Here is a 26,358-nt window from a genome sequence, read left to right on the forward strand (position 1 = left end):
AGTCACCGCCCTCGTAGGCCTGTTGCGGGTAGTGGGTGTTCCGGGGGAGCAACTCGACGCGCACGTCTACGACAAGGTGGGCCACCCGCTGAACTGGGCGCACCGGTACGACGGATGGTGAAAGCGGCTCTCTCCCGCCCGGTCAGCCGTACATCGCCACACGGTAGAGAGCCGCAAGCGCGTCGTCGATGGGATGGGGCTGCGGCTTGCCCGAGGAGTCGAGCCTGTTCCACCTCTGGAGGTTCACCGCGACGGCCATCTGTCGCTTGCCGTCGGCACGGGTCATGGCCAGTGCTCCAGCACCCCAGACCGTGCCGCCGTGGCCCCAGAAGGTGCCCTGCCCAGGAGTCTCCATCGGGTGCAGGCCGAGGCCGTAGTCGATCGTCTTTCCTTCTTGGGAGACGACCGGGACGGTGCGTTCCATCTGCGCGAGCGACGACGGGCTGACGATCTCGCCGGCCAGCAGCATGTGGAAGAAGCGGTTGAGGTCCGCGACGGTCGATATCAGCGCGGCCGCCGGCCCCACCCATGACATGTCGTAGACGCTGTAGTCGCGCGGGGGGTCGATCATGCCGAACCATGCCTCGTAGATCTGCGAGTGCGGCCCGTCGACGTACGGTTCGGTGGGGAGTTCGGTGTCCCGGAGCCCGGCGCGCTCGATGACGTTCCGGGTGATGTACCGCGGGCACACCGCGACCGAATCACCCGAATCACGCGAATCGTCAATCGGGAGACGCCAGCTCATGAATACGCCGCCATCGCCACTGTCGCCACTGTCGCCACCTGGAACGGAGCGGACTGACGGATCATCCGTCCGGATCGGCGCTCTGGTTCCGCTCACTCGGCCCGGCTGGGTCGAGGCAGGCCAACACTTGCTCGCTGGGCTTGAGTTGGCCGTGAGCGACGTCAATGACGCCGACGGGATCGCCGGAAGACCACTTGAGTTGGTGGTCCGGGACACCGCGGCCGATCCACAGAGGGCCGCGGCGGCCGTAGAGGAATTGGCTCGACTGGGTGTGGCTGCCTTGGCGGGGGAATATCACAGCGTCGTCGCTCGCGCCGCTGCCGCCAGGGCCGACGCCCTCGGCCTGCCGTTCCTCTGCTCGTCAGCGGTCCTCGACGCGCTCACCGAACAGCCGACGCAATGGGTCGCGCGCCTCGCCCCCGCGCAGTCCCACGGCTGGCGGATCTACGCAGACTTCCTCCTCGGCATGGGCCACAGTCGAATCGCCGTAGCAGCCGAGTCGAGTGTCTACTGGGCATCCGGCACCCGCATTCTGCGGGACTGCCTCGCTCCACGCGGCGGCACCGTCATCGAACTCGACCTGCGCGCGCTCACCCCCACGGCCGTGTGCGACGAACTCGTCGGCCATCGCGCGACAGCCCTCCTTCTGCTGGTCGGCCACCCGGAGCCGGCAGTGTCGATCGTCAAGTCCGTGCGCCACGACCGGCGCCTCGCCGAGATCATGATCGGTGCTCCGGCCGGGCAAGCGGAGTTCACCGAATGGGCGACGCTGCTGGGCGATGACAGCGCCGCGATCCCGTTCTTGCGCTACCTGCCCGAGCGCCTCAGCCCACTCGGCGCACGAGTCGAGAAGGCTCTCCGCGAGCGCCTGGCCGAAGCGCCTTCCTTCGTCGCCTTCGAGGGCTATGACACGGTCACCGTCCTCGCCGACGTACTGCGTTCTCACGGCGCGGACCGGGCGCGCACTGCCGAATCCTGGCCGCGCGTTGCAGTCGAGGGCACCCGCGGTCGGATCCAGTTCTCCCGCACGCCAGGCATCAGCGTGTGGCAATGGGCTTGGCCGCCCGTCCAGGTCGTCGATCGAGATCCGGTGCGACCCGACCGCTTTCGGGTCCTCCACGCCGGCTGAGAGAGCACGGAAGTGACTCAACATCAATCTCAGGGCCGACCACGGTCGTACTGATCCCCGGCGCCGTGGAGTCCCGCGAGTTCAGGGGAGCTGAGGTTTTTCGACGGCGGCCCGCTCCAGCAGCGCCGGATCAATGTCCGCGCCCAGGGGATGCGGACCACCCTTGCCGGTACGAGCCACTGCACCCGGGCCGCGGTGAGGTGTATCCCCCGGGCCCGGGCGGCCTCCAGGGACACGGTCGCGGTCCGGACGCCCGTGTGAGGTCTTCCCGTCCGCCCCATAGACAGCGCTTTCCGTCCGCTGATAGAGCATGGCCTCGGGGCCGGAATCACTGCCACGGACGGTGTGCCCGTCGAAACGATCGTCGACAACCGCAACCTCGGCGAGGGCGGCACCCAGGCCTTCACCGTCGACGACCGGCCGCGGCCCCGCTGGGCCCACCTCGAAGGGCACAGAGGCTGGGTCCTGCCGGACGGCGCCGAACTGCGCACTCTGCGCGAGGACCGCCCCGGCGCCTGGTCCGACATCAACACCACCAGCTCCACCGAGCGCCGCACCCGCCGCTGGCAGACCCTGTGGCTCGACCATGGCACCGACCCGGTGGCGGGCTCGTACGCCTACGTCCTGATGCCGGGGGCCACCCGACGCGCCGTGACCGAGCGCGCGGCCGAGCGCGACTGGCTGCGGATCCTCGCGAACGACAGCACCTGCCAGGCCGTCAGCATCGACCGCCTCGGGCTGACCGCCGCCACCTTCTGACAGGCCGGCACGGCGGGCCCGCTCACCGTCTCCCCGCCTGCCGCAGTCCTGTTGCGCCGTCGGGGTCGCAGCGCCACCCTGTGCGTCAGTGAGCCGCCCCGCTCCGGCGCCCCGGTGGAGATCGTCTGGAACCGGCCGGTGCGTCGCGTCGTCGAGAGCGACCCGTCCGTTCAGATCCTGGAAACCGGCCACAGGCTGCGGCTCAGGGTCACCCCGGGGACGGCATGCGCAAGCCATCGGTGTGAGCTGGCTTTCAGCTGACGAACGGCAGGAGCGCGGCCGTCACGGGTCGGCGGCAGGGCCCGGGGCCGGTGTGGCGAGCGTCCGCTTCACCTCGTGGCTCGAGCAGCCCCCATTTCGCTGGGCCATCGGCGCATCCGCCTTGGTGGCGGCCGGGGTGGAGGCGGAGCCGGTGGCCCCGTGCCGGAACGCCCATGCGGCGTATATTGAGAGGAAAGGCGGATGTATTGACATCAAAAGGTCGATCCCGCCTTTCATGACGCCTGACGAACCAACTCACCGGATCCGCCCCCCAGAAGGGGCTTGAGTCGTATCCGACCCGTCCGGAGGAGGACGCGATGAGGGACGTGGCGAGCAAACGGGGCGTGGAGGAGCGCCCCGTGGTCACCGAGCGGGTCGTGACACTCACCGTGAACGGCCGGTCGTACACCCTGCGCCTGGACACCCGGGTCACCTTGCTGGACGCCCTGCGGGACCGGCTGGGCCTGGTGGGCACGAAGAAGGGCTGCGACCAGGGTGCCTGCGGCGCGTGCACGGTCCACCTGGACGGCAGGAGAGTGCTGTCCTGCCTGACCCTGGCGGCCCAGGCCGAGGACCGGGCGATCACCACCATCGAGGGCGTCTCCGGCGCCGACGGGCCGCATCCGGTGCAGCAGGCGTTCATGGAGCACGACGGCTTCCAGTGCGGCTTCTGCACGCCGGGGCAGATCATGTCCGCGGTGGCGCTGATGGCCGAGGGCCGGACCGGCTCCGACGAGGAGATCCGGGAGTTCATGAGCGGAAACCTGTGCCGCTGCGGCGCCTATCCCAACATCGTGGCCGCGATACGCGAGGCGGCGTCCGGGGGAGGTCCCGATGCGCGGCTTTGACTACGTACGGGCCACCGACACCCGGGAGGCGGTACGGCTGCTGGCGGACGACCCGGCTGCGTCCTGCCTGGCGGGCGGCACGACGCAGCTCGACCTGATGAAGGACGGGGTCCTGGAGCCGCCGCGGTTGATCGACATCACCCGGCTCCCGCTGCACGGCATCGAGCGCCGCGGCGAGTCCCTCCACGTGGGGGCGCTCGCCACGATGGAGGAGCTGGCCGCCGACGCCACGGTGATCGAGCGGCTGCCCATGGTGCGGGAGTCCCTGCTGCTGGGCGCGTCGGTGCAGCTGCGGAACATGGCCACCATCGGGGGCAACCTGCTGCAGCGCACCCGCTGCCGCTACTTCCGCGACCCGACGGTCGTCGAGTGCAACAAGCGCACGCCGGGCTCCGGCTGTGCCGCGGTGGAGGGCGTGGCGCGTATGCACGCCGTACTCGGGGTGAGCGAGCGGTGCATCGCGCTGCACGCCTCCGACCTCGCCGTCGCCTTGGTGGCGCTCGACGCGGTCGTGCACGTCCAGGGGGTGTCGGGGCGTCGGACGGTCCCGCTGACGGAGTTCTACCTGACGGCCGACGAGAGCCCCGAGCGCGAGAACGTCCTGGAGCACGCCGAGCTGATCACCGAGGTCGAGATCCCGCTGCCGCCGCCGGCCGCCCGGTCGGGCTACCTCAAGGTCCGCGACCGGATGTCGTACGAGTTCGCCCTCACCTCGGCCGCGGTGCTGCTCGTCGTGGACGACGGCACGATCCGCCGGGCCCGGGTCGGGCTGGGCGGGGTGGGGTCGAAGCCCTGGCGGGCCTACGAGGCCGAGCACGTGCTGACCGACGCGCCGGCCACCACGGCCACGTTCCAGGAGGCGGCCGAGGCCACGATGCGCGACGCCTGGACCGTCCCGGGTACGGCGTTCAAGGTGCCGCTCGCCCGACGCACACTGGTGCGCCAGCTGGAGACAGTGTCAGGAGTGAGCGCATGAGCACCGTCGAGAGCAGGCCGCTGGTCGGCGCGGGCATCAACCGGGTCGACGGCCCGCGCAAGGTCACCGGCACCGCCCCGTACCCCATGGACTTCAGCGTCCCCGGCCAGGCCTACGGTGCCGTGGTGCAGAGCACCATCGCCGCGGGCCGGATCGTCCGCGTGCACACCGAGGCCGCCGAGAGCTCCCCGGGCGTGATCTCCGTACTCACCCACGAGAACGCCCCGGAGGTCGCGGCGGGACCGACGACGGTGCTCGGTGAGCCGACGCCCGCACCGCTGCGGAGCGACCGGATCATCCACCACGGACAGCACATCGCCTTCGTGGTGGCCGAGACCCCGGAGCAGGCCGCCGCCGCGGCACGCCTGGTGCGGGCCGACTACGAGGCCTCGGAGCCGCTGCTGGACCTCCAGGACCCCCGGGCCGAGCAACTCGTCGACCCGTGGGGGATGGACCACTCGCGCGGCGACGCCGCGGCGCTGGAGACCGCGGAGGTGACCCTCCGGGCCACGTACACCACGGCGGACAACACCCACAACCCGCTCGGGCTGTTCGCCACCCTCGCCGTGTGGGAGGGCGACACCCTCACCGTCCACGACACCAGCCAGTGGCCGTCGATGGTCCGCACCACCCTCGCCATGGTCTTCGGTATCCCCGAGAGCTCGGTACGGGTCCTGGTGCCCTATGTCGGCGGGGGCTTCGGCGCCGGACTGCGCGTATGGCCGCACGTGATCCTGACCGCCATGGCTGCCCGGGCGCTCAACCGCCCGGTCAAGCTGGTCCTGACGCGACCGCAGATGTTCACCTCGGTCGGGCACCGCCCCAGCGGTGTGCAGTGGCTCGGTGTCGGTGCCACGCGCGACGGCGAACTGGTCGCCCTCGACCACCGCAGCCTCAGCTCCCTGAGCATGGAGGGCGACGACTTCGAGCCGTTCGCCTCGGCAACCGCCTTCGCCTACCGGTGCCCCAACGTGATCACGCGGGACCGGCAGGCGCGGATCAACGTCGCCGTGCCGACGTCCATGCGCGCCCCGGCCGAGGCGCAGGGAAACTTCGCGCTGGAGTCGGCGCTCGACGAACTGGCCTGCAGCCTGCGCATGGACCCCCTGGAGTTGCGGCTGCGGAATCATACGGACGTCGATCCGCGCAACGGGCTGCCCTGGTCCGGCAAGGCGCTCCTGGAGTGCTACGAGGTGGGCGCCCGGCGCTTCGGCTGGTCCGACCGGAACCCCGAGCCGCGCTCCATGCGCGACGGGAACTGGCTCGTCGGTTACGGCATGGCGAGCGCGCTGTTCCCGTACTTCGCGCAGCCCTGCGCGGCGCAGGCCACCGTCAACAGCGACGGCAGCGCGTTGGTGCGCAGTGCGGCGACCGACATCGGCACCGGCACGTACACCGTGATGACCCAACTGGCCGCCGAGGAACTGGGCCTGCCCCTGGACCTGGTCCGCTTCGACCTGGGCGACTCGGACATGCCCAACTCGATGATGGCGGGCGGCTCCGGCCTGACCGGTGCGCTGGGCAACGCCGTGCACGACGCCTGCCGGCGGCTGGTGCGCTCCGTCGTGGAACTCGCGCGTGGCGACGCCGACTCGCCCCTGCTGGGCGCGTCCCCGGACGACGTGGAGTCCACCGGAGGGCGGGTCCACCTCGCGGGCCGCCCGGACCGCGGGGAGTCGTACGTCGACATCCTCGCCCGGCGCGGGCTGTCCGAACTCACGGCGAACGGGACCAGCACTCCCCCGGTCGCCACCGAGCTGGGCATGTCCCTCGCCGGCGCGTACGGCGCGAAGTTCGTGGAGGTCCGGGTCGACGCGGACCTCGGCCTCGTCCGGGTCGCGCGGGTGGTCTCCGCGATCGACGGCGGCCGCATCCTCAACGCGAAGACGGCCAGGAGCCAGATCATCGGCGGGACGGTCGGCGGCATCGGCATGGCCCTGTACGAGGACACCGTCACCGACCCGCGCACCGGGCGCGTCGCCAACGGTACGTTCGCCGACTACCTGGTCGCCGTGAACGCCGACGTACCCGAGCTCGACGTGGTCTTCGTCGGCGAGCCGGACCGCGGCACCGCGACCGGCACCAAGGGGGTGGGCGAGGTCGGCCTGGTGGGCATCGCGCCCGCGATCTCCAACGCCGTCCACCACGCCACCGGAAAACGCCTCCGCGAACTGCCGATCACCCTCGACGCCCTCCTGTGAGCCGGCGTCGCCGGCTGCCGGTACGTCGCGGCGCAGAGCCTGGAATGACCCGCTGCGACAGAAGCCGTCACCCGGACGGGACCGGAGTCTCCGGCGGAGCGGGAAGTGTCCGTCCCAGGCGGGCGAGTGGGGACAGGGCCATCAGTGCCGGCGACAGCAGCATGCCTGCGGCTGTCACCAGGAGGCTGGTGCGCGTCCCCCACACTTCCGCGAGAAGGCCGCCGAGCAGCGAGCCGAGCGGGGTCAGCCCCATGCCGACAAAGTTGATCGTCGCGGCCGCGCGGCCCTGCATCCCGTCCGGAGTGACGGTCTGCCGGACGGCCATGATCGTGACATTCACCAGCTGGCTGAAGGTCCCGAAGACGAAGTTGACCGTAAGGAGCGCCGGAACCGTCACCACGGAGGAGCCGTGCAGCGCGGGCACAAACAGGAACACGCCGTCGCCGAGTGCCGCCGCGGACACAAGCACAGCGCCGTGTCCGAAGCGGCTCGGCACGCGGGCGGCCAGCAGCGAGCCCAGGAGCGCGCCCGGCCCCGTCGCCGCGAGTGCCAGCCCGACGGCGGTGCCCGACAGGTGCAGGTCCCGGGGCAGGAACAGCAGATAGACGGTCATCACAGCCGCGAAGAAGAACTGGAAGGCGGCTGATGCGAGGCACACGGTCCGCAGTGAGGTGTCGCCGGCGACGAAGCGGAGGCCCTCATGGATCCGCCGCCAGACCCGAGGAGGACGTTCCGAGCGCTCCGGGGTGGATTCGCGGCGACCGATCCGTCGGATCGACAGGAACGACAGCGCGAAGAACACTGCGCTGGAGGCGGCGGCGATCGGCGCCGACAGCACAGACACCAACGCACCGCCGAGGGCGGGACCGCCGATCTGCGCCGCGGACCGACTGCCCTCCAGCGCGCTGTTGGCCCGCACCAACTGATCCCGTTTCACCAGCCGTACCAAAGACGCCTGGTACGCCACGTCGAAGAACACGGACAGAGCCCCGACGGCGAAGGCAACCACGAGCAGCGCCGGCAGGCCGAGCCCACCGAGGAGGCCGGCCACGGCGGCGGCGCCCAGCGCCAGGGCCCGGCCGGCGTCCGTCAGCACCATCAGCGTGCGGGTCCGCCACCTGTCCACCCACGCGCCGGCGAAGAGCGACAGCAGCAGGATCGGCGCCTGCCCCACCGCGCGCAGGGCGCCCAACTGGCCGGCGCCGGCGTCGAGCGTCAGGACGGCGAAGAGCGGCAGAACCACCAGACTTGTGTGCTCGCCCAGTTGGGAGGCCGTCTGGCCCGCCCAGAGCCTGCGGAAGTCGCCGTCCCGCCACAGGCTTGACGGAACGGGTCGACCGGAATCGGATACAGCGGAGGAAGAGGACGGCACAGGGACCCCTTGGACAACCGAAGACGAGACCCGCCAACGGGCGCACGACGGGTGCACCGACCATTTCAGGCAGCGGGAAAGGCAGGCTCGCTGTACCGCGCATCAAAGGCAGCACGCGATGACAGGCCGCTCACGGCCTCCCACGTCAACGCGCGCTCGGACGACCGACCATGTCTTCGCTCCTCGTGATTCACTCGCTGCGCGAACACTAGCTCCCGCTCGGCAGGGCACGAAAGGCGATTAAGGACCGGGCAGACGGCCGGGCGAGAACATCGACATGTCCCACCGGGCCGTGTGCTGCGTACCCTCCGTCAGCACCGTCGCCGTCCGCGACCTGGACCGGCAGGGGGACCTCTGTGCCAACATCGACGAACTGCCCCCGGACGAGTCCGGTCTCGACGATTTCCTGCTCTCGGCGGACAACGGCCCGCACGCTGCCATGACGGCCGAAATCGGGGAGTGGGTCCTCGACCGACTCCCCGACTGACCGGACGGCAGCACCCGCGCCCGACGGCTGGCGGGGCGGCACGAAACAGCGGCCGGTGCGGCCCGTCCCGGGTGGGACGGCCGCACGGCCACGGTGTGTCAGCGGTCGTCGGGCGGGCCCTACTGCGCCGCGGTGAGCGCCTCCAGGGCGCCGGCCTGGGTACGCCAGTCCGACTGGTTCGGGCTGGTGCCCGCCCAGCGCTGGCCGAGCCGGTTCAGCGGATCCCGGTCGGTGCGCCACAGGGAGTCGGCCTGCCTGGCGATGTACGCCCGGTAGGCCACCGAGCCGGTGGCGTCCGCCAGGTCGGCCAGGTGCCGGACGAAGATGCCCTTGAACTGCTTCTGGTTGTCGTCGCACGCGCGGGTGCCGGTGTCGCAGGACTCGGTCAGCACCCCGTCGCGCGTCAGCTCCGGCGCCGACAGCGCGGCGTCGGCCAGGCGCTGCGCGGTCGTCAGGTACCGGGCCTCGCCGGTGCTGCGCCACAGCTGGGTGAAGGCGCCGATCGCCAGACCCTGGTTGTAACTCCACACGGTCTGGCCGTTGTTGGCGCAGCCGGTGGTCAGCCCGTCGTTGACGAGACCGGAGGCGTTGATCAGCCCGCTGTTCAGGTACCAGCCGGCCGCCGTGCGCGCCCGGCCGCCCCACAGCGTGTCACCGGTGAGCCGCTGGTGCAGCGCCGTCGCCAGCCACAGGTACAAGCCGTTGGTCACCGCGTTCTTGTAGGTGCGCTCCCGGTCCCACCAGACACCGCCGCCGCAGGTTCCCGGGTCCCAGTACTGCTGGACGTAGGAGGTGATGGTGACCGCCTCGTCCAGATAGCGCCGCTCATGGGTGTAGTCGTAGGCCGCCACCCAGGCCACCGCCCACCACGCCGCGTCGTCGACGGCCCGGCTGACGAAGTGCCCCTCGACCGGGTCCGAGCTGCGCCCTCCCGCCGGGAAGACGCCGTTGTTCTGTTCGAAGGTGCGCGCGACGGCCCAGTCGTAGTCGTGCCGCCCGGTGCGCTGAGCGAAGTCCACCAGCGCGGTGAGCGCCACCGCCGAGTTCCACCAACTGCTCCGCCACCAGCCCTCGTTGGTCTGATACGAGGCCATGAGCGCATCGGCCGTCGCGCCGGCCCGGGTGGGCACCGGCCTGGCCCACGCCGTGCAACTGCCCTCCTGGTGCGCCGCCTCACGGCCGCAGGCGCGGACCGCCCCGCCGTAGAGCAGGCCGCGCGGGTCGCGGGTGGCGAACATGGCCGTCCGGGTGCCCGTCCGCCCCGACGGCACCGAGGTGCGGCCCAGGGAGGAGCCCTCGGACCAGGTCGCGCCCTCGTCCCAGGAGCGGTCCAGCCAGATCTCGTCGCCCGCGCCGCCGTTGCCGATGACGCCCCAGGCCATGCCGCCCCGCTGGTCCATGTGCAGGCTGATGGCACGCCCGAACAGGGTCGTCGCCGGCACCGGCTGCTCGTCGCCGGCCGCGGTGGCCGGGTCGGCGCCGTCGCAGGAGGCTCCGTCGCAGACCTGCGGGCGGAACCAGTCGGTGCAGGTGACCGCGTTCGCGTCGCCGCAGGCCCGGATCCAGCCGCGCCGGTGTCCCACCGGGTCGGTGACGTTGTACATGAGGGTGCGTGTGCCGGTCCAGGTGCCGGGGATGGCGGCCTTGCCCAGCAGTCCCTCCCAGGTGGCGCCCCGGTCCCAGGAGCGGTCCAGCCAGACCGCGTCACCGGTGACACCGTTGTCGATGCTGGCCCAGGCCATGCTGTCGGCCTCGGAGACGTGCAGCCGCAGGATCCGGCCGTTGATGTTCCGGTCGGGAACCGGGAAGGTCTCCTGGGCCGCCTTGGAGGGGTCGAGAGTGTCGCAGGCCAGCGCGCACACCGGCGTCGCGGCCCGCGCTTGGGAGGGCAGGGCGAGCAGCCCGGACAGGGCGAGCACCAGGGCCACCAGCCCGCTCAGTATGCGATGTTGACGTACTGACATGTCGGGTCCGTCCTCTTCGCGTCGGGGCGGTGGCCGGGCTCAGGGGGCCCAGGGCGCCTCGATCGCCCAGGTGGTGTCCTCGGTGAAGGTGGCCGGGTTGTCCCAGGCGTGCGAGCCGCCGGCCTGGGCCAGCCACAGTTCGGCGTTGATGTGCCGCAGGTATTGCCCGGGGAAGTTGGACGCCGCCAGCCGGATGCCGCTGCCGTTCCGGACGGGGCACCAGGTGGCGTCCTCCCGGTGGACGGTGTCGCCACCGCCCTCGCGCCGGACGCGGAAGTCGCGGTGGCGCAGGTACTCGCCCGGGTAGTTGCGGGACTCGAAGGAGTAGCAGAGCTTGTTCGCCAGCCCCGGTGTCACCTTCCAGGTGGCGTCCTGCTTGAGCACGGTCCCGCCGGCCGCGTCCACCACCTCCGTGTAGCCGAGCCCGTCGTAGTGCCTGATGTAGCGGTTGGTGTAGCCGCTGGTGGTGACGCGGATCGACACGTACTGCCCCACCGGCAGCCCGACCGGCGGGCCCACCGTGCGGGAGGCCGCGATGAGCGCCTGGTTGGCGGCGCGGACGCGGGCCTGGTCGACCTTGACGACCTGCCGGTCGTACGTCATCAGGCCGTTGGTCTCGTTCTCGACGTCGGTGATCTGCGTGTAGACGGCCGCCGAGAGCCCGGCCGCGGGCATGGAGTTCTCCCGCATGCCGTCCAGCAGCCCGACCAGCCGGTCGTTGAGGGCGGCCTGGCTCGGCTGGTCCTCGTAGCCCCAGCCGCCGCCGGGGTACCACTCGTGGCCGGAAACCCGGTAGCCGAGGCCGCCGTACTCGCCGAGCACCGAGGCGCGCACCGGTTCGGTCGGGGTGTTGCCGGGGCCGACGTAGTTGTGGTTGTCGATGACGTCGCCGTTGCCGCCGTCCTGGGCGGCGCAGCAGTTGACGCCGCTCATGTTGTCGACCAGGCGGGAGGGGTCGTAGGCCTTGACCATGTCGGCGATGCGGGCCTGGTCGTACTGGCCCCAGCCCTCGTTCTGGTCCACCCACTGAATGAGCGAGGGGGAACTGCGGTGCTGGTCGATGATCGCGCGGTACTCGCTCTCCCACTGGGTACGGGCCGCACCGTCCGGGCTCTTGGAGCTGTCCATGGAGGGCATGTCCTGCCACACCAGCAGCCCGAGCCGGTCCGCCCAGTAGAACCAGCGCTGCGGTTCGACCTTGATGTGCTTGCGGACCATGTTGAAGCCGAGATCCTTGTGTTTCTGGAGGTCGAACCGGAGGGCGTCGTCCGTGGGCGCGGTCTGGATGCCGTCCGGCCAGAAGCCCTGGTCCAGGGTGCCCGTCTGGAAGACGAACCGGCCGTTGAGGACCGGCCGGCGCACGCCGTTCACGTCCTTGACGGCGATGGACCGCATACCGGTGTAACTGCCGACCCGGTCGCCGTCGGCGCTGCCGGTCAGCTCGGCGGTGACGTCGTAGAGGAAGGGGTCCTCGGGCGTCCACAGGTGGGCGGCGGGCACCGGCACCGCGAACTCGGCGCCGACCGTGCCGGTGGCGCTGCCGACGGGCGTTGCGCCGGAGGAGACGGTGACCTTGACGCTCGCCCCGTCGGCTCCGGCGGCGCGCACGGTCACCCGCAGGGTGTTGTCCTCCAGGCGCGGCACCATGTCGAGCCGGGTGATGCGGGCCGCCGCGGTGGGCTCCAGCCAGACGGTCTGCCAGATCCCCGACGAGGCGGTGTAGACGATGCTGTGCCCGGCGTGCGGGGTGATGTCCTGGATGCGCTGCTTGCCGATGGCCTGGCCGCCGGTCTCGGTCGGGTCGTACGCGGAGACGACGATCGTGTTGGTGCCGCCGTTGAGCAGGGGGGTGATGTCGTAGGAGAAGGCGTCGTAGCCACCGCGGTGGACGGACCCGGCCTGCTGTCCGTTCACCCGGACGGTGGTCTCCCAGTCGGAGGCGCCGAAGTTGAGCTGGACCCGTCGGCCGCTCCAGCCCGGGGGCACCGTGAAGGTGCGCCGGTACCAGAGCCGGTCGTTCTGGGTGATCTTGCGCTGGATGCCGGAGAGGGCGGACTCGGGGACGAAGGGGACCCGGATCTGTTCACCGAAGGCGGCGGGCTGCCCGGCGTCGCGGGAGGTGACCGCGAAGTCCCAGATGCCGTTGAGGTTGAGCCAGTCGGGGCGGGTGAGCTGGGGCCGGGGGTATTCCGGCAGCGGAGCGTCGACCGGGACCTGGTTGGTCCAGGGCGTCGTCATCGGCGCGGGCTTGGGGGCCCAGGCCGCGGTGGCGGCGCGGCTCGGCACCGCGCCGTCCACGACCAGCACGGCGGCGGCCGCCACCAGCGCCGCGCCGCAGGCCATCAGGCGCCGCAGGGCCTGCCGCGGTCGGGGAAGGGGGAACCTCCAGGGGGTTGGGCGTCTCGCCACGGTCGTCACTCCCGCCGTCCTATGGGGGTTGGTGTCCTGTGCATGACATTCCACGCGCGACAGGTCAGCCCGCTCCCGCGCGACGGCAAAGGCTCGGACTCGCCGGAGGGGTTTCCCTGTCTGGGTCGTGATCCCGCCCGGTGCGGTACAGGTACAGGGGGCTTGGGCGGACGCGGTGTGAGAGCGCTCTCAAACGGTAGTGCTGTGCATAAAGGGCGTCAACGGAGCACACGCGCACCGGAGTTGAAGAAAAGGCCGCGGCCGGCACGGTCGGTCGGAACGCTGACCGTCGACGGCGGCCGGGGCGCTCGCCGCAGCCCCGGCCCCGTCGGCGACCGCCTCGGACGGCACGTAGATTTCATGGACATGACACCTATGTGACAGCCCCTCAACTCCCTTGCCTCTGCGGCTCGTTTGCCACACGCTTATCTCGTCCCTGGGCGGAACGCAACGCTCCAGGGGCGAGTGCGCCTTGGCGTGCGCACCCCCCACAACGCGCGCCACACCCCGGCGCGCCTGCCTGAGGAGGACTCCCTCACATGGCACCACCGCGTAGCAGGAAGATCCGCTTCGCCGCCCTCACTGGCGTCACAACCGCCGCTCTCCTGGGCGGACTCACCGCGCTTCCCGCCCAGGCCGCCCCGGCGGAGGGCAGAGTGCTCGCCGCCGGCTCACCCACGGCGGTCAAGGACAGCTACATCGTCACCCTCAAGAAGAACGCGGGCTTCACGTCCGCTTCGAGCCAGGGCAAGGGCCTGATCACCAAGTACGGCGGCAGCGTGAAGAAGACGTTCGGCAGCGCGCTGAACGGCTACACCGCGCACCTCTCGGCGACCGAGGCCAGGAGGCTCGCTGCCGACCCGGCGATCGCCGCGGTGGAGCAGGACCAGACGGTCCACCTCAACAACACCACCCAGACCAACGCGCCCTGGGGCCTGGACCGGATCGACCAGGCGTCACTGCCGCTCTCCGGCACCTACACCTATCCGGACTCGGCGGGCAGCGGCGTGACCGCGTACGTCATCGACACCGGTGTCCGCATCACGCACAGCCAGATCAGCGGGCGGGCCTCCTACGGCTACGACGCCGTCAGCGGCGGCACACCGTCGGACGGCAACGGTCATGGCACCCATGTCGCCACCACCATCGCGGGCTCGACCTACGGCGTCGCCAAGAACGCCAGGATCGTGGCGGTCCGCGTGCTCGACTCCAGCGGCTCGGGCACCACCGCCGGTGTCATAGCCGGGGTCGACTGGGTCACCAAGAACCACACCGGTCCCTCGGTCGCCAACATGTCGCTGGGCGGCGGGGCCTCCGCCTCCCTGGACACGGCCGTACGCAACTCGATCGCCAGCGGCGTGACCTACGCGATCGCCGCGGGCAACTCCAGCGCAGACGCCTCCACCTCGTCCCCCGCACGGGTCACGGAGGCGATCACCGTCGGCGCCACCACCAGTACGGACGCCAGGGCCAGCTACTCCAACTACGGCTCGGTCCTCGACCTCTTCGCCCCCGGCTCCTCGATCACGGCGGGCTGGAACACCAGCGACACCGCCACCAACACCATCTCAGGTACGTCGATGGCGACGCCGCACGTAGCGGGCGCGGCCGCGATCTACCTCGCGAGCCACACCTCGGCCACCCCGGCGCAGGTCTCCACGGCTCTGGTGAACGGCGCCACCTCGGGCGTGGTCACCAGCCCGGGCACCGGCTCGCCGAACAAGCTCCTGCGGATCGTGCCCTGAGCCTCTGAGCCTCTGACCGAGTGTTTCCCGGAGCCGTCCGTGGCTCCGGGAAACACTTGTCCGCCGCGACCGGACAGCTCTTGGCCAGGAGCAGCCCCGGGCGCGGTCACGCTCCGGCGTGCCGGTCCCGCCCCGGATCGCCTGTGACGCATACGCTGCGAAGACGCCCGGCCGGGCCTCCCTGATACCGCGTACACACAGGGGAATGCCGCTCAGTGGCGGCTCTCCCCGTCGGCCCGGACGGCGCAGTTGCCGGATGCAGGAAGGGTGTGGCATGAGGTCCCCAGGCGTGCACCTACGGGAGATCACCGACGACAACCGGGATGTCGTTCGTGCCCTCCGCGTCCGCCGTGACCAGAAGCAGTTCGTCGCCTCCGTGTCCAAGTCGCTCAAGCAGGCGGCAAAGACGCCGGAGGCCAATCCCTGGTACCGCGCCGTATACCGTGGCGACGAGCCAGTGGGCTTCGTGATGCTGTCCTGGAAGCCGCCGACCGGTCTTTTCAAAGGGCGGCACTTCCTCTGGCGCCTGCTCATCGACAAGCGATACCAGAAGCGAGGGATCGGCAGGGAGGTGCTCACACAGATCGCCGACCTGGTTCGCACGGACGGCGCCACCGAACTGCTGACCAGCTACGACCCCGGCGACGGCGAACCGTGGCCCTTCTACCAGAAGTTCGGGTTCGAGCCCACCGGGGAGATCGACGACGGCGAGATCGTTCTGCGGCTCACCTTCCCAGCTCGGTGAGATCACACAGGAAGCGGTGGACGGAAGCGACCTCCACTGGTCGGATGACGAAGCACTTCAGAAATCCAGGTCGAGGTAATCAATTTCGTTGATCGCCACGTCCGACAGTCCCAAGGCGCGTACTCCGCCGTCCTGGAAATAGACCTCTTTGAATCCTTCGGCGATGATGTGGCGCATCTGCGGGTCGCCGGCTCCCGTTTCGCGGGCGTCGAACAGACGCTGCGCGTACGACGGGGGGAGGTGCACGGTGAGGCGGCGGAAGCGTCCGTCGTCGGTCGTGCCCACCGGCGCGGTGTACCCGAAGCGCGCCCGCGTCTCCACCGTAATCCCGCCGGTGGCGGCGGCCTGCTTGCGCCGCCGCTTGCGGACCTGCGGCTGCCAGCGCGACCGCACGGCCGCGTCGATCTTCTGCTGGATCTCCTTCGGCGGGTGCTTGCGGGCGCCACGCCGGTAGCGGTTGACGGAGTCGGCGGTGACGCCGAGTTCCGCGGCGACGGCCTGCGCGGACTTCAACTGCTTGAGCAGGAAACCGATCTGGCCCTTCAACGTCGTGGGCGGCTTCCGCGTGAAAGCCTCCCGCTCGGCACGCTCGATCGCGTCCTCGATCTCTCCCACAGCGTCAGTTCCCTTCGGAGGCATAGTCCTTGCCGTTGGAGTGGTTCAGCGTCCGCTCCAGACCGGTGTCGGCTTCGAGGTGCGGGGCGACGACGCTCGTGTCTGCCACGGCCTATTCGCCTTCGTCCAGGACGGCGTCGCCACCCTTGATGTGCCGGGCGGGGTTGAGGCCCTGCTCCATCAGGTCGACCGCCCACGCCATCTCCCGCACTCCTTCGACCTTGGCCAGGCCCGGAGTGGATCCGAGACGGAAGGCGCCGGGGATCGGCTTGCCGCTGGTGCTGTAGGGCAGGAAGTCCAGCGGGCTGCGGCCCGGCGAGGGGTAGACGACGCAGTCGGACAGCACCGCGAGCGGGTACAGGCCGGTGAACTCCGCCATCCTGAGCATCTTGCGGTGCATGTTGACCCGGGCCTTGCTGATGACGGCGGCGCGGAGGTCCGGTCGCCAGGTCGGGCGTTCCAGGGCCGGCCAGCGGTCGCCGTCCTTGTAGTGCCGTCCCTGCGGGCGCTCGCGCAGCTTGCCCACACCGCCCTTGACGGTCGCCTTGATGGCCGCGAGGACGGCCGCCGAACCGGGGTCGGCCTGCTTGTGCCGCTCCATTGCCGCAAGGAATTCGGTGTCGCTGAGGTCCTTGGTGACGCCCAGGTCGGCGAGGGTGTCGACGTAGGCGGTCCTGAGCCGGTCGTGCCACGGGTCCAGGTACGCGCCGGTCTCGCGCCTCAGGAACGCCTCGGTGGGCCGGACGTTGTGGCCGAGCTCCTGGGCGTAGGCGACGGTGTGGGTCTGGTACCAGGCGGGTCCCGTGGGCCGGAGGCCAGAGGGGGTGAACGGCGAGGGCAGGCGCGGGTCCAGCTCGATGTGGGACAAGTCCACGAACCATGCGCCGGGGATGCGCTTGTCGAAGTGCGGATGCTGGACGTGCTCCGGGCCGGACAGGCCGACCATCAGGCGGGACGAGGCCGCCAGGAAGGCGGTGTTCAGGTCCAGGCCGACCACCCACGGAAGGGCTGCCTCCTCGCCGGTGAGCAGGTCGAGGTCGCGCGCCCACTGGTACGCCTCCTCATCCAGGAAGCCGCCCTCCCAGCCGGAGTTGACGACGACGGGGTGCTCCTGGGTGGCCTCCGGCGGCGCCGGGTCGACCGGCTCCGTCCCGAGCGACCCGGGGTTGTGGCCGGAGACCCAGTTACCGGTCGCGCGGTCCTGCACTGCCCTCGTGGGCGGGCGCAGCGCAGTCATCAGCTCCAGCCCGGACACGGCCGTAGAGCCGCGAGGGGTGATCACGCGCTGGGCGTAGATGCCCAGGACGCGTGCGATGTCGGCAGGCTCCATGTCCGTGACTCCCGGCCAGGCCCGGGTGTCGAGCGCGTCCCACGACAGGACGGCGAGCTGCACGCACTGCCGCTGCCCGGCCTGCGCGGGGCGGTAGATCCGCGCCCACGGCCCGAACCCGCGCTGCGTCAGCTTCCACTTCGCGCGGGTGACCTGTTTGACCACGGGATGGTCGTCGGGCAGACGCAGGGAGCGGCGCTGCTCGTGGCCCTCCAGACGCTCCGGCAGCCCGAGCTTCACGGCGGCCGCCGCGGTGAGCACGATCAGCGGGTCGCTTTCCTTCCCGTTGCGATGCAGCTTCGGCGCACCGAGCCCGGACTCGCGCAGCGTCCACTCCACCAACTGAGGGATGGTGGTCGCCGGACAGTCGCAGACGATCCCGTTCACGCCGTAGGCGGAGCCGTCACCGTCGAGCACGGCGAGCGGCCCGTGCGGGAACCGCGGGTCCAGCGCGGGCTGGGTGGTCTTCTTGGCGACCGGGCGGCGTGACGATGTGACCGGGCGGCGGACGGCCGGACGTTCCGGCGCGGCTGGGGCAGCGGGTGCCTGCATTGGTGCGGTGGTCTCCGCCTCGGGCTCGGCCGGGGCGAAGAACGCCTCCGGAAACGGTGCCGACTGGGGCGAGGAGGCCGGGGCGGGCGTGGCAGTGGGAGTGGCGCTGCTGGCGGGGTGGGCCGGGTGGGCGGAGTGCTTCGCCGCCCAGCCCTTCAGCAGCCGCTGGTAGGCGGACAGGCGCGGCTCCTTCGGCTCGGAGCGGCCGTTCTCCCAGTTCTTGACCGTCTGCGTCGACGTCTTCAACGCGACCGCGAGGCGGGCCTGTGTGATCCCGGCGGCCTCACGCAGCCGGGCGCGCTCAGACGGAGGCGGGAGCTGTGGCTCCTCCTCCAGCAGCGCGTCGACCGACGCGAACAGCTCTTCCTCGGTTGCCATCTCCATACCTCCACCCCGACGCTAGCATCATTTAGCCTTGTTATTAGCCAAGTTGTTTAACTCGATCTGATGATGCTGGTGGGTGATCGCAAGCGACGAGGTGTCGGCGCGTGACGTCCTGTGACGGCGAATACTGGGCCCGTGCCATCGAACGTCGAGCGTGGCAACTCCGCTCCCCACACAATGGCCGTATGGCATTCGTCTTCTTCATGACCCTGCCCGGGCTGGTCGTTGCCCTGACCTTGGTCGCCTTTGTCGACCAGCTGCTGTTGCGCGCGGGGCGGGCCGGGGTGTTGCCGTGGCGGAACGGCGCGCGACAGGGCCAGATTTCGGCGACCGGGTTCGAGCAGCTCCACGCGAGTCTTTCGCCGGGCAAGCAGAACGAGCTGAAGGAGCGGCAGTCGGCACTGGTCATGCCCGACAACGAGGATGACGGGGCACCGCCGAACAGGACAAGGGTGGACCTGGACGGAGGAACTGCGGTCGTCCGGATGCCTCGCCTCGGTCACTGGGAGGCTCGCTCGAACGCAAGCCGGCTCGGTCCTTTTGGAGTGGGACGCCCGTATGGCCGGCGTCGCGCCGGCTCTCGGGCGCCCAGGCACCTCCCGTACGGCGCCGGTGGTCTCACCCGGTGAAGAGCTGCTTGGCCTTCAGGACGAGTTCGTAGAGGCCGTAGCACAGGGGCGCCCCCACCCACAGCCAGGAGAGGGTGATCAGTGCTCGCCGGTCAGGCGGGCTGCTCGCGTCGGCCATCGGCGGCCTCCTTCGGTGCGGGAATGTGGTGGCGGGGATGGACGGGCCGTACGAACTCGTTGGCGATGAACCCGATGACGAGCAGTCCGATCATGATCATGAAGGACAGACCGTAGAGGGACGACCCGTGCTTGCCAGCCTCCTCCTGGCGGTCGGCGATCCAGTTCACGATCAGCGGGCCGAGGACGCCGGCGGTCGACCACGCGGTGAGCAGCCGGCCGTGGATCGCGCCGACCTCGTAGCTCCCGAACAGGTCCTTCAGATAAGCGGGGATCGTCGCGAACCCGCCCCCGTAGAAGGAGAGGATCACGAGTGCGCACAGGATGAACAGCGGCTTGGACGAGTCGCCGAACGACGCGATGAGCAGGTACATGAGCGCGCCGACGCCCAGGTAGACGCGGTAGATGTTCTTGCGTCCGATCAGGTCCGAGGTCGAGGACCAGCCGATGCGGCCCGCCATGTTGGCCGCCGACAGCAGGGCGACGAAGCCGGCGGCCGCGAACGCCGACACCGGGGTGGAGCTGTCCGCGAAGAAGTCCGTGATCATCGGAGCGGCCTTCTCGAGGATGCCGATGCCGGCGGTCACGTTCATGCAGAGCACGAGCCACAGGCACCAGAACTGCGGGGTGCGCACGGCACTGCGGGCGGAGACCTGGGCGCCGGCAAGGGCACTCGGCCCGGCCTCGGCCGGCTTCCTGGCGGGCGGAACCCTCACCAACAGGACACCCAGGGACATGAAGACGGCGTACACCAGCCCGTGCACGAGGAAGGCGCGGGCGATGCCCGAGTGATCGGTGCCGAACGAGTCCAGCATCTGCGCCGACCAGGGCGAGGCGATCAGCGCGCCGCCGCCGAAGCCCATGATGGCGATGCCGGTGGCCATGCCGGGCCGGTCCGGGAACCACTTGATCAAGGTGGAGACGGGCGAGATGTAACCGATGCCCAGTCCGATGCCGCCGACGAACCCGTAGCCGAAGACGATCAGCCAGTACTGCTCGGTCTGCGCCCCCAGGGCGGCCAGCAGGAAACCGGAGGAGAAGCAGACCAGGGCGACGGTCATCGCCCAGCGCGGTCCGTTGCGCTCCACGAGCGTGCCGCCGAACGCGGCGGACAGACCGAGCATCACGATGGCCAGTTGGAACGGCAGCGCGCTTTCGGTGCCGTCGAGGTGGAGGGCGGACTCCAAGGGCGGTTTGAACACGCTCCAGGCGTAGGCCTGGCCGATGGAGAGGTGGACGGACAGAGCGGCGGGCGGAACCAGCCAGCGACTCCATCCCGGGGGAGCAACAGGAGGACTCATGATCCCGGACGGTACGAACCCCGCACCTGGTTGAACACCATCCGGTCGACCGTATGCGGTAAGCGGTATCCATCGTGCGACGAACGGTTCTTGAGGGCCAGAGGGAACTGATCGAGTGATCGGATGCAGGCGGAGATGCGGTCGTTCGATCAAACGGCGATCGAGGTGTCCATATGGCTTGACCGAGATCAGTCAGTCGGCCACCCTACGGGGAGGCACCACTCGGGGCGGAGACCCGTCGCACGACGCGCGCGTGGCCTGCCCCACCCCATGCCGCTCCCTCCTCAGAGAGGACCCACATGCCCCACCGCCCCTCCGGCGCCCGTCTCGGCGCCGTGCTCACCTGCGCGGTGGGAGTCGCGCTGGCCGCCACCGCCACCGCGTCCCCCGCCCTCGCCGACAGTGCCCCGCACGGACATCGCTACTACCTCGACTGCTCCGCGGACGGCGGACCGGGCGACGGCAGTCACGCGCACCCCTGGACCTCCCTGGCTCAGGCCGGAGCCCATCGCTACGGCCCTGGCGACCAGTTGCGCATCGCGCGCGACACGACCTGCACCGGCACCCTCGCCCCGGCCGGCGCCGGCTCCGCCGCCGCGCCCATCCGGATCGGCGCCTACGGCACCGGTGCGCTGCCGCATCTGGAGGGCGGTGGCCTGCACGACACAGTGCTGCTGCGCAACATGGAGTACGTCGAGGTCCGCGACCTGGAGATCACCAACTCGGGCGGCACGCCCGGCACCGAGCGCAACGGCGTCCGGCTGGAACTGGCCGACCACGGCATCGGCCACCACTACGTGCTCTCCGGCCTGGACGTGCACGCGGTGCGCGGCGGCGACTTCAAGACCCTCACCGGCTCCAGCGGCATCCAGATCGACGTCGCCGGCACGACGACCGCGAGCGCCTTCGACGACGTGCGGATCACGGGGAACCACATCCGGGACGTGGACCGGGAGGGCATCTACTTCAAGTCGACGTTCTCCCGTCGTGACCTGGTGGGCGACCAGCAGGACCCCAAGGTCTACCCGGGCCCGTGGACGCCGAGCACCCGTGTCCGCATCGACCACAACACGCTGACGTCGATCGCCGGTGACGCGATGAAGCTCGACACCACCTCGGGGGCGGTCGTCGAGCACAACCGGGTGGACGGCTTCCAGCTGCGCTCCAAAGTCGCCAACGCCGGCATCTGGACCTTCAACACCGACGACACCCTCATCCAGTACAACGAGGTGTCCGGCGGCGGCAACAGCCTGGACGGCATGTCCTTCGACGCCGACGGCGCCTCCAACCACACCGTGTTCCAGTACAACTACAGCCATGACAACAAGGGCGGCTTCCTGCTGAACTGCCCGTACAGCGGCGCGAAGACCGTCGATGTCGTCGCCCGCTACAACATCAGCCACAACGACGGCGCCCGGCTGCTGCAGAACTGCTGGGGCCCGATCCTGAACACGCAGATCTACAACAACACCTTCCTCAACAAGGAAGCCGTCCCCACCTACCTGGTGCAGGACGACGCCGGTTCGCCTGCCACCACCCGGCACGAACTGACGATCCGCAACAACGTCTTCGCGGGTCCGGGGGACACCACCGCCGACTCCTACCGCTTCAAGAACCCGACGCCGGACCTGCACTTCGACCGCAACGTCCTGTACGGCATCCCGGGCGGCGTGCCCGCCAACACCGACGGGAGCGGCACGAACCCCGGCGGCAGCACCGCGGACCCGAAGCTGATCGCCTCCCTGGCGGGCTCCGACACCTCCGACCCCGGCTCATTCCGCGTCGCCAGGGAATCCTCCGCACTCGGCCTGGGCGTGCCCGTGCCGGACTCGGGCCGCCACGACTACTTCGGCTTCCCGATCCCGAAGCAACACCCCGCCGCCGGCGCGTACCAGGGACCGCCGGTCCGCTGACCCCCGGAGGGCGCAGAGCCCACGGGTCCGCAGACCCGGAAGGGCGGGCTCGCGGGCCGGTTCGCAGGCACAGCAGGCTCTCCAGGCGAGTCCGCCATGGGCGGCGCGGGGGCGGAGCCCGGCGATGAACTCGTGACGTCCGGCAACCTGCGTCTTCTCTCCACCCGGTGTACGGGCGACATACCTGAGGCGTCCACACACCGTTCCCGCCCGGGCGGGAGTGAACAATGCGAGACAAGTCGGCAATGTGTCTTGCCAGGTTGGCCGGGCTGTCGGAAAGCTGCAGGCGCCATCGATCAGTTGCCGCCACCACGCTCCCCCACCGCAGGCGGACCTCCACCCGCTCGTTCCCACCGCGATCTCGGACCTTCCCGCTGTGCGTCCGATGGCTGCCGCTACCGGTCACCCCTGCCCCGAGGGGGCCGCCGGCCCGTGCTGCTGCCGTGCTCCGGTCCGAGTGCCACATCGAGAGGATCATTCGCATGTCGCATGCCGACGAGCCCACCGAACACCTTCCCGAGACCAACCCCGACGGCTCGCTGGCCGGCACAACCGGCCGCATCCCGCGAGGCGTTCCCGCGTCCCTCTTCCGCTCGGGCATGAGCCGGCGCCGGCTGCTGCAGGCGGCCGCGGCGACGGCGACGGCCGTGGCGACCACCGGCCTCACCACGGCGGGCACCGGCAAGGCCGCGGCCGCGCCGGCCGATTCGGCAGCGGTCGCCACCGGATTCACCGGCACGATCGCCGATCTCAAGCACGTGGTGATCCTGATGCAGGAGAACCGTTCCTTCGACCACTACTTCGGCATGCTCCCGGGTGTCCGCGGCTTCGGCGACAAGCAGGCCCTGCGGTACCCGGACGGCACCACCGTCTTCCAGCAGCCGGACGCCAAGCGGACCGACGGCGGCCATCTGCTGCCCTTCCGTCTGGAGACGGGCAAGTACAACGCGCAGAACGCGGGTGGCCTGCCGCATGGCTGGTCGGACGGCCACAACGCCTGGGCGACGGGCAAGAACAACGGCTGGGTCGCCGCCAAGGGCGAGCAGACCATGGGCTACTTCACGGGCGAGGACATTCCCTGGCAGTACGCCCTGGCGTCCGCATACACGGTCTGCGACCACAACCACTGTTCGATCGCCACCAGCACCAGCCCCAACCGCATCTACATGTGGTCCGGCGGCATCGACCCGACCGGCGCGAACCAAGGACCGGCCATCAACAACGGCGGGGACTACGGCTACCGGTACACCTGGGAGACCTACCCCGAGGCCCTCCAGAAGGCCGGGGTGTCCTGGCAGATCTACGTCAACAACGACACCGACAGCAACTGGCTCGGTGACTACACCGACAACACCGTACGTTCCTTCGCGTCGTTCAACCCGGCGCAGTCCGGTGCCGACACCTCCCCCGACGGGCTGCTCGCGCGCGGCAACGTGCTGCGGACTCACACCAAGCCGACCGGGCCCAACTCCAACCAGAACGTCGACTACGTCCTCAAGGACTTCATCGACGCCTGCAAGCCCGGCGCGGAGCGCCCGCTGCCGGAGGTCTCCTGGGTCGTCGCCCCGTACCTGTGGTCGGAGCACCCGGCCGGCGCTCCCGACTACGGCGCCGTGTACGCCGACCGGGTCATCCGGGCGCTGCACGAGAACGAGGAACTGTGGAAGTCCACTCTGCTGATCCTCACCTTCGACGAGAACGACGGCTACTTCGACCATGTGCAGGCGCCGCTGCCGGAGCCCGGCACGGAGGGCGAATTCGTGCAGGGGCTGCCGATCGGTCCGGGCGCTCGGGTGCCGATGATCCTGGTCTCGCCGTGGACGCGCGGCGGCTGGGTGTCCTCGGAGGTGTTCGACCACACCTCGCTCGTCCAGTTCCTGGAGCACTGGACCACGAGCCTGGGCAAGCCGGCGCTCTGTGAGAACGTCAGCGAATGGCGCCGGACGGTGTGCGGTGACCTGACCTCGGCGATCGACTTCTCCTCGGCCGACACTTCACTGCCCGAGCTGCCGTCGGTCGATGTACTGGTCGCTGCCGCGGAGCACGACCGGACGCTGCCGTCGATCGCCAAGGCGATACCGGCCACGGGGCAGCAGTCGATGCCGGTGCCGCCGTCCGGCCGGCTGAAGGCGAGGCCCGTGCCCTACCAGCAGCACGCCACCGTGGCCGTCGACCGCTCCAGCGGCAAGGTCACCGCGACCCTCACCAACGAGGGTGCGCGGGGTGTGAGCATGCAGGTGTTCCCGGACGCCTACCGCGACTTCGAGGCGACGCCGTTCACCGTCACCAAGGACGGCGCCAAGCGCTACGTGTGGGACACCGCGACGACGGACGGGAAGTACGCCTTCAGCGTCTACGGCCCCGACCGGTTCGTGCGGTCCTTCGCCGGAAGCGTCGTCCCGGGCGGCCGGAACGCCGGCGCCGTCCCGCAGGTCGAGGCCGAACTCGTGCCCGGACACCGTACGCTGCGGCTCCAGTTGTCCAGCGGTGGACGCGACCAGGTCCGCTTCGCCCTGGCGGCCAACGACTACGAGGGCGGCCACAGGACGGTGTACGTCGGTCAGGGCAAGCCCGCGGTCGTGGAATGGCCGACCGACCAGGACGGCTACTACGACGTGGTCGTCACCGCGGCCGACGGCTTCCGCTACCGCTTCGCGGGCCGGATCGGCTGACCCGCAGCCCACAGACCCGGCGGGCTCTCCCACGTCGCGTGAGCTCGCCGGGGCAGCGGACGGTCTGACCTCAGAAGTCATGTGCTCCGGGTGATGCAGGCGCTCAGGCGGTGCCCTGACGGCCGCAGGAGGCACGTACCTTCAGTTCGGGGAGCAGTTCCAGCCGGTGGATCGGGAGGGCCGAGCCGTGCCGCAGCCGCCTCAGCAGCAGGTCGACGGCGGCGGCGCCGACGGCCCGCTTGGGCGGGGCCACGGCGGTCAGCGGCGGGGCACCGAGGGCCGCGAAGACGTCGTCGTAGCTGATCAGCGCCAGGTCCTCGGGGACGGACAGGCCGCGTGCGCGCAGCAGTGCCGGAAGCTGGATGGCGTCCTGGTCGTTGTGCACGAGCGCGGCTCGCACGCCCCGGCCGACGGCCTCGGCCAGTTGGCCCGCCACCCGCTCGGGGGCCGTGGCGGGATCGTCGATGTCGATCACCGGCTGCGGTGTCAGGCCGAGGGTGGCGCAGCCTTCGGCGTAACCGCTGCGTACTTTCAGCGCCGTCCAGGTGTCGCGGCGGGCGGCGAGGGCGACGGTGTCATGGCCGAGCGCGGCCAGGTGACGCAGGGCGAGCAGCACGCCGTGATGGTGGTCGGAGCTGACCGAGTCGAGTTCCGCGGCAGCCGTGCCGACGGCGGCCCGGCGTTCGACGAGCACGGTCGGGACCGGCAGTTCGTTGAGCCAGAGGCGGTCGTCCGGGTTGCTCGTGGACATCCAGTTGGGTGTGAGCATGAGTCCCTCGGCGCCCGACTTGAGCAGTTGTTCCGCTTGGCCGCGGTCCGCGCCGGGGTCGTAGGACGAGATGCCGAGCACCAGGTGGGCTCCGGCGTCGGCGGCTGCGGCGCGCGCCCCGGCGATCACCTCGTCGAAGTACTGGCTGACGGTGTGGCTCACCGTGGGCACGATCAGGCCGAGAGTGCGGGCGTCGGCCTCGGCGCCTGCTCGCTCGTCCGGTACCGAGACCGAGCCGTGCGAGCGGCGCAACAGGCCTGTCTCGGCCAGGGTCGCCACGTCCCGGCGCACGGTGACCGCCGGAAGGTCCAGACGGGCCGCGAGGTCTGTCACCCGAACCGTGCCGAGCTTGCGCACGATCTCGAGGATCCGCGTCCGGCGCTCGTCAGCCGCGATCGACATGACGGTCCCCTTCTCCCTGATCTGACTCAACAC

At 70.5% G+C, this 26,358-nt stretch carries 17 protein-coding genes and 3 pseudogenes; 11 read left to right on the forward strand and 9 right to left on the reverse strand.

All coding sequences use genetic code 11. The features are described 5' to 3' along the window. Positions 1 to 142: 142 nt before the first annotated feature. A pseudogene (locus ACIQMV_RS20910) lies at positions 143 to 682 on the reverse strand (serine hydrolase domain-containing protein); the annotation flags it as partial. A gap of 61 nt (positions 683 to 743) precedes the next feature. Here ACIQMV_RS20910 and ACIQMV_RS20915 point away from each other — a divergent pair. The 5 genes and pseudogenes from ACIQMV_RS20915 to ACIQMV_RS20935 all read left to right on the forward strand — a co-directional run bounded on the left by ACIQMV_RS20915 (position 744) and on the right by ACIQMV_RS20935 (position 6,919). Continuing rightward, entirely contained in the window at positions 744 to 1,874 is a 1,131-nt protein-coding gene (locus tag ACIQMV_RS20915) for an ABC transporter substrate-binding protein (protein WP_402594549.1), read from the forward strand. A gap of 315 nt (positions 1,875 to 2,189) precedes the next feature. Next, positions 2,190 to 2,894: pseudogene (locus tag ACIQMV_RS20920) on the forward strand (polysaccharide lyase family 8 super-sandwich domain-containing protein); the annotation flags it as partial. Positions 2,895 to 3,211: 317 nt separating this feature from the next. Further along, complete coding sequence (locus ACIQMV_RS20925; protein ID WP_402594551.1) at positions 3,212 to 3,742, forward strand: (2Fe-2S)-binding protein; 531 nt, start codon at positions 3,212 to 3,214, stop codon at positions 3,740 to 3,742. Then, positions 3,729 to 4,718: an FAD binding domain-containing protein gene (locus ACIQMV_RS20930; RefSeq protein WP_402594553.1), complete on the forward strand. Its 990-nt coding sequence runs from the start codon at positions 3,729 to 3,731 to the stop codon at positions 4,716 to 4,718. The genes ACIQMV_RS20925 and ACIQMV_RS20930 overlap by 14 nt, the downstream gene beginning before the upstream one ends. Continuing rightward, positions 4,715 to 6,919, forward strand: coding sequence for a xanthine dehydrogenase family protein molybdopterin-binding subunit (locus ACIQMV_RS20935; RefSeq protein ID WP_402594555.1), 2,205 nt, complete (start codon positions 4,715 to 4,717; stop codon positions 6,917 to 6,919). Before ACIQMV_RS20930 ends, ACIQMV_RS20935 begins: the two co-directional genes overlap by 4 nt. 67 nt (positions 6,920 to 6,986) lie before the next feature. Here the strand turns inward: ACIQMV_RS20935 and ACIQMV_RS20940 are convergent, their stop codons facing one another. After that, complete coding sequence (locus ACIQMV_RS20940; RefSeq protein WP_402594557.1) at positions 6,987 to 8,291, reverse strand: MFS transporter; 1,305 nt, start codon at positions 8,289 to 8,291, stop codon at positions 6,987 to 6,989. 277 nt (positions 8,292 to 8,568) lie between these two features. Here ACIQMV_RS20940 and ACIQMV_RS20945 point away from each other — a divergent pair, with 277 nt between their 5' ends. Continuing rightward, positions 8,569 to 8,778, forward strand: coding sequence for a hypothetical protein (locus tag ACIQMV_RS20945; RefSeq protein ID WP_402594559.1), 210 nt, complete (start codon positions 8,569 to 8,571; stop codon positions 8,776 to 8,778). 119 nt (positions 8,779 to 8,897) lie between these two features. On the opposite strand, the gene ACIQMV_RS20950 is transcribed toward ACIQMV_RS20945, so the two are convergent. Further along, positions 8,898 to 10,742, reverse strand: a complete 1,845-nt coding sequence (locus ACIQMV_RS20950; protein ID WP_402594561.1) for a glycoside hydrolase family 76 protein — start codon at positions 10,740 to 10,742, stop codon at positions 8,898 to 8,900. A gap of 39 nt (positions 10,743 to 10,781) precedes the next feature. Next, a complete protein-coding gene (locus tag ACIQMV_RS20955; protein ID WP_402594846.1) occupies positions 10,782 to 13,085 on the reverse strand; it encodes an AbfB domain-containing protein in 2,304 nt (767 codons plus the stop codon). 605 nt (positions 13,086 to 13,690) lie between these two features. Here ACIQMV_RS20955 and ACIQMV_RS20960 point away from each other — a divergent pair. Then, a complete protein-coding gene (locus ACIQMV_RS20960) occupies positions 13,691 to 14,896 on the forward strand; it encodes a S8 family peptidase (protein ID WP_402594563.1) in 1,206 nt (401 codons plus the stop codon). Between the two features lie 274 nt (positions 14,897 to 15,170). Continuing rightward, positions 15,171 to 15,641, forward strand: coding sequence for a GNAT family N-acetyltransferase (locus tag ACIQMV_RS20965; protein ID WP_402594564.1), 471 nt, complete (start codon positions 15,171 to 15,173; stop codon positions 15,639 to 15,641). Between the two features lie 57 nt (positions 15,642 to 15,698). Here the strand turns inward: ACIQMV_RS20965 and tpg are convergent, their stop codons facing one another. Further along, on the reverse strand, positions 15,699 to 16,256 hold the full coding sequence (tpg, locus tag ACIQMV_RS20970; RefSeq protein WP_402594566.1) for a telomere-protecting terminal protein Tpg: 558 nt from the start codon (positions 16,254 to 16,256) through the stop codon (positions 15,699 to 15,701). Between the two features lie 112 nt (positions 16,257 to 16,368). Next, positions 16,369 to 18,516 carry a telomere-associated protein Tap gene (gene tap / locus ACIQMV_RS20975; protein ID WP_402594567.1) on the reverse strand — a complete coding sequence of 716 codons (2,148 nt, stop codon included), beginning with the start codon at positions 18,514 to 18,516 and terminating at the stop codon, positions 16,369 to 16,371. Positions 18,517 to 18,707: 191 nt separating this feature from the next. On the opposite strand from tap, the pseudogene ACIQMV_RS20980 reads away from it, so the two are divergent. Next, a pseudogene (locus ACIQMV_RS20980) lies at positions 18,708 to 19,022 on the forward strand (DUF6191 domain-containing protein); the annotation flags it as partial. A 118-nt stretch (positions 19,023 to 19,140) separates the two neighbouring features. On the opposite strand, the gene ACIQMV_RS20985 reads toward ACIQMV_RS20980, so the two are convergent. Together ACIQMV_RS20985 and ACIQMV_RS20990 are read right to left on the reverse strand one after the other, a co-directional pair. Further along, on the reverse strand, positions 19,141 to 19,269 hold the full coding sequence (locus ACIQMV_RS20985) for a hypothetical protein (RefSeq protein WP_263638119.1): 129 nt from the start codon (positions 19,267 to 19,269) through the stop codon (positions 19,141 to 19,143). After that, positions 19,244 to 20,569 carry an OFA family MFS transporter gene (locus ACIQMV_RS20990; protein WP_401782166.1) on the reverse strand — a complete coding sequence of 442 codons (1,326 nt, stop codon included), beginning with the start codon at positions 20,567 to 20,569 and terminating at the stop codon, positions 19,244 to 19,246. The genes ACIQMV_RS20985 and ACIQMV_RS20990 overlap by 26 nt, the downstream gene beginning before the upstream one ends. Positions 20,570 to 20,868: 299 nt before the next feature. Between ACIQMV_RS20990 and ACIQMV_RS20995 the strand changes: the two genes are divergently transcribed. Together ACIQMV_RS20995 and ACIQMV_RS21000 are read left to right on the forward strand one after the other, a co-directional pair. Continuing rightward, on the forward strand, positions 20,869 to 22,482 hold the full coding sequence (locus ACIQMV_RS20995) for a right-handed parallel beta-helix repeat-containing protein (protein ID WP_402594570.1): 1,614 nt from the start codon (positions 20,869 to 20,871) through the stop codon (positions 22,480 to 22,482). A 482-nt stretch (positions 22,483 to 22,964) separates the two neighbouring features. After that, positions 22,965 to 25,154, forward strand: coding sequence for a phosphocholine-specific phospholipase C (locus tag ACIQMV_RS21000; protein WP_402594571.1), 2,190 nt, complete (start codon positions 22,965 to 22,967; stop codon positions 25,152 to 25,154). 103 nt (positions 25,155 to 25,257) lie between these two features. Here ACIQMV_RS21000 and ACIQMV_RS21005 read toward each other — a convergent pair whose 3' ends face one another. Beyond that, a complete protein-coding gene (locus ACIQMV_RS21005; RefSeq protein ID WP_402594572.1) occupies positions 25,258 to 26,325 on the reverse strand; it encodes a LacI family DNA-binding transcriptional regulator in 1,068 nt (355 codons plus the stop codon). Positions 26,326 to 26,358 lie beyond the last annotated feature (33 nt).

Source organism: Streptomyces sp. NPDC091412 (genome assembly GCF_044756885.1).
In the GTDB taxonomy this organism is placed as follows: Bacteria; Actinomycetota; Actinomycetes; order Streptomycetales; family Streptomycetaceae; genus Streptomyces.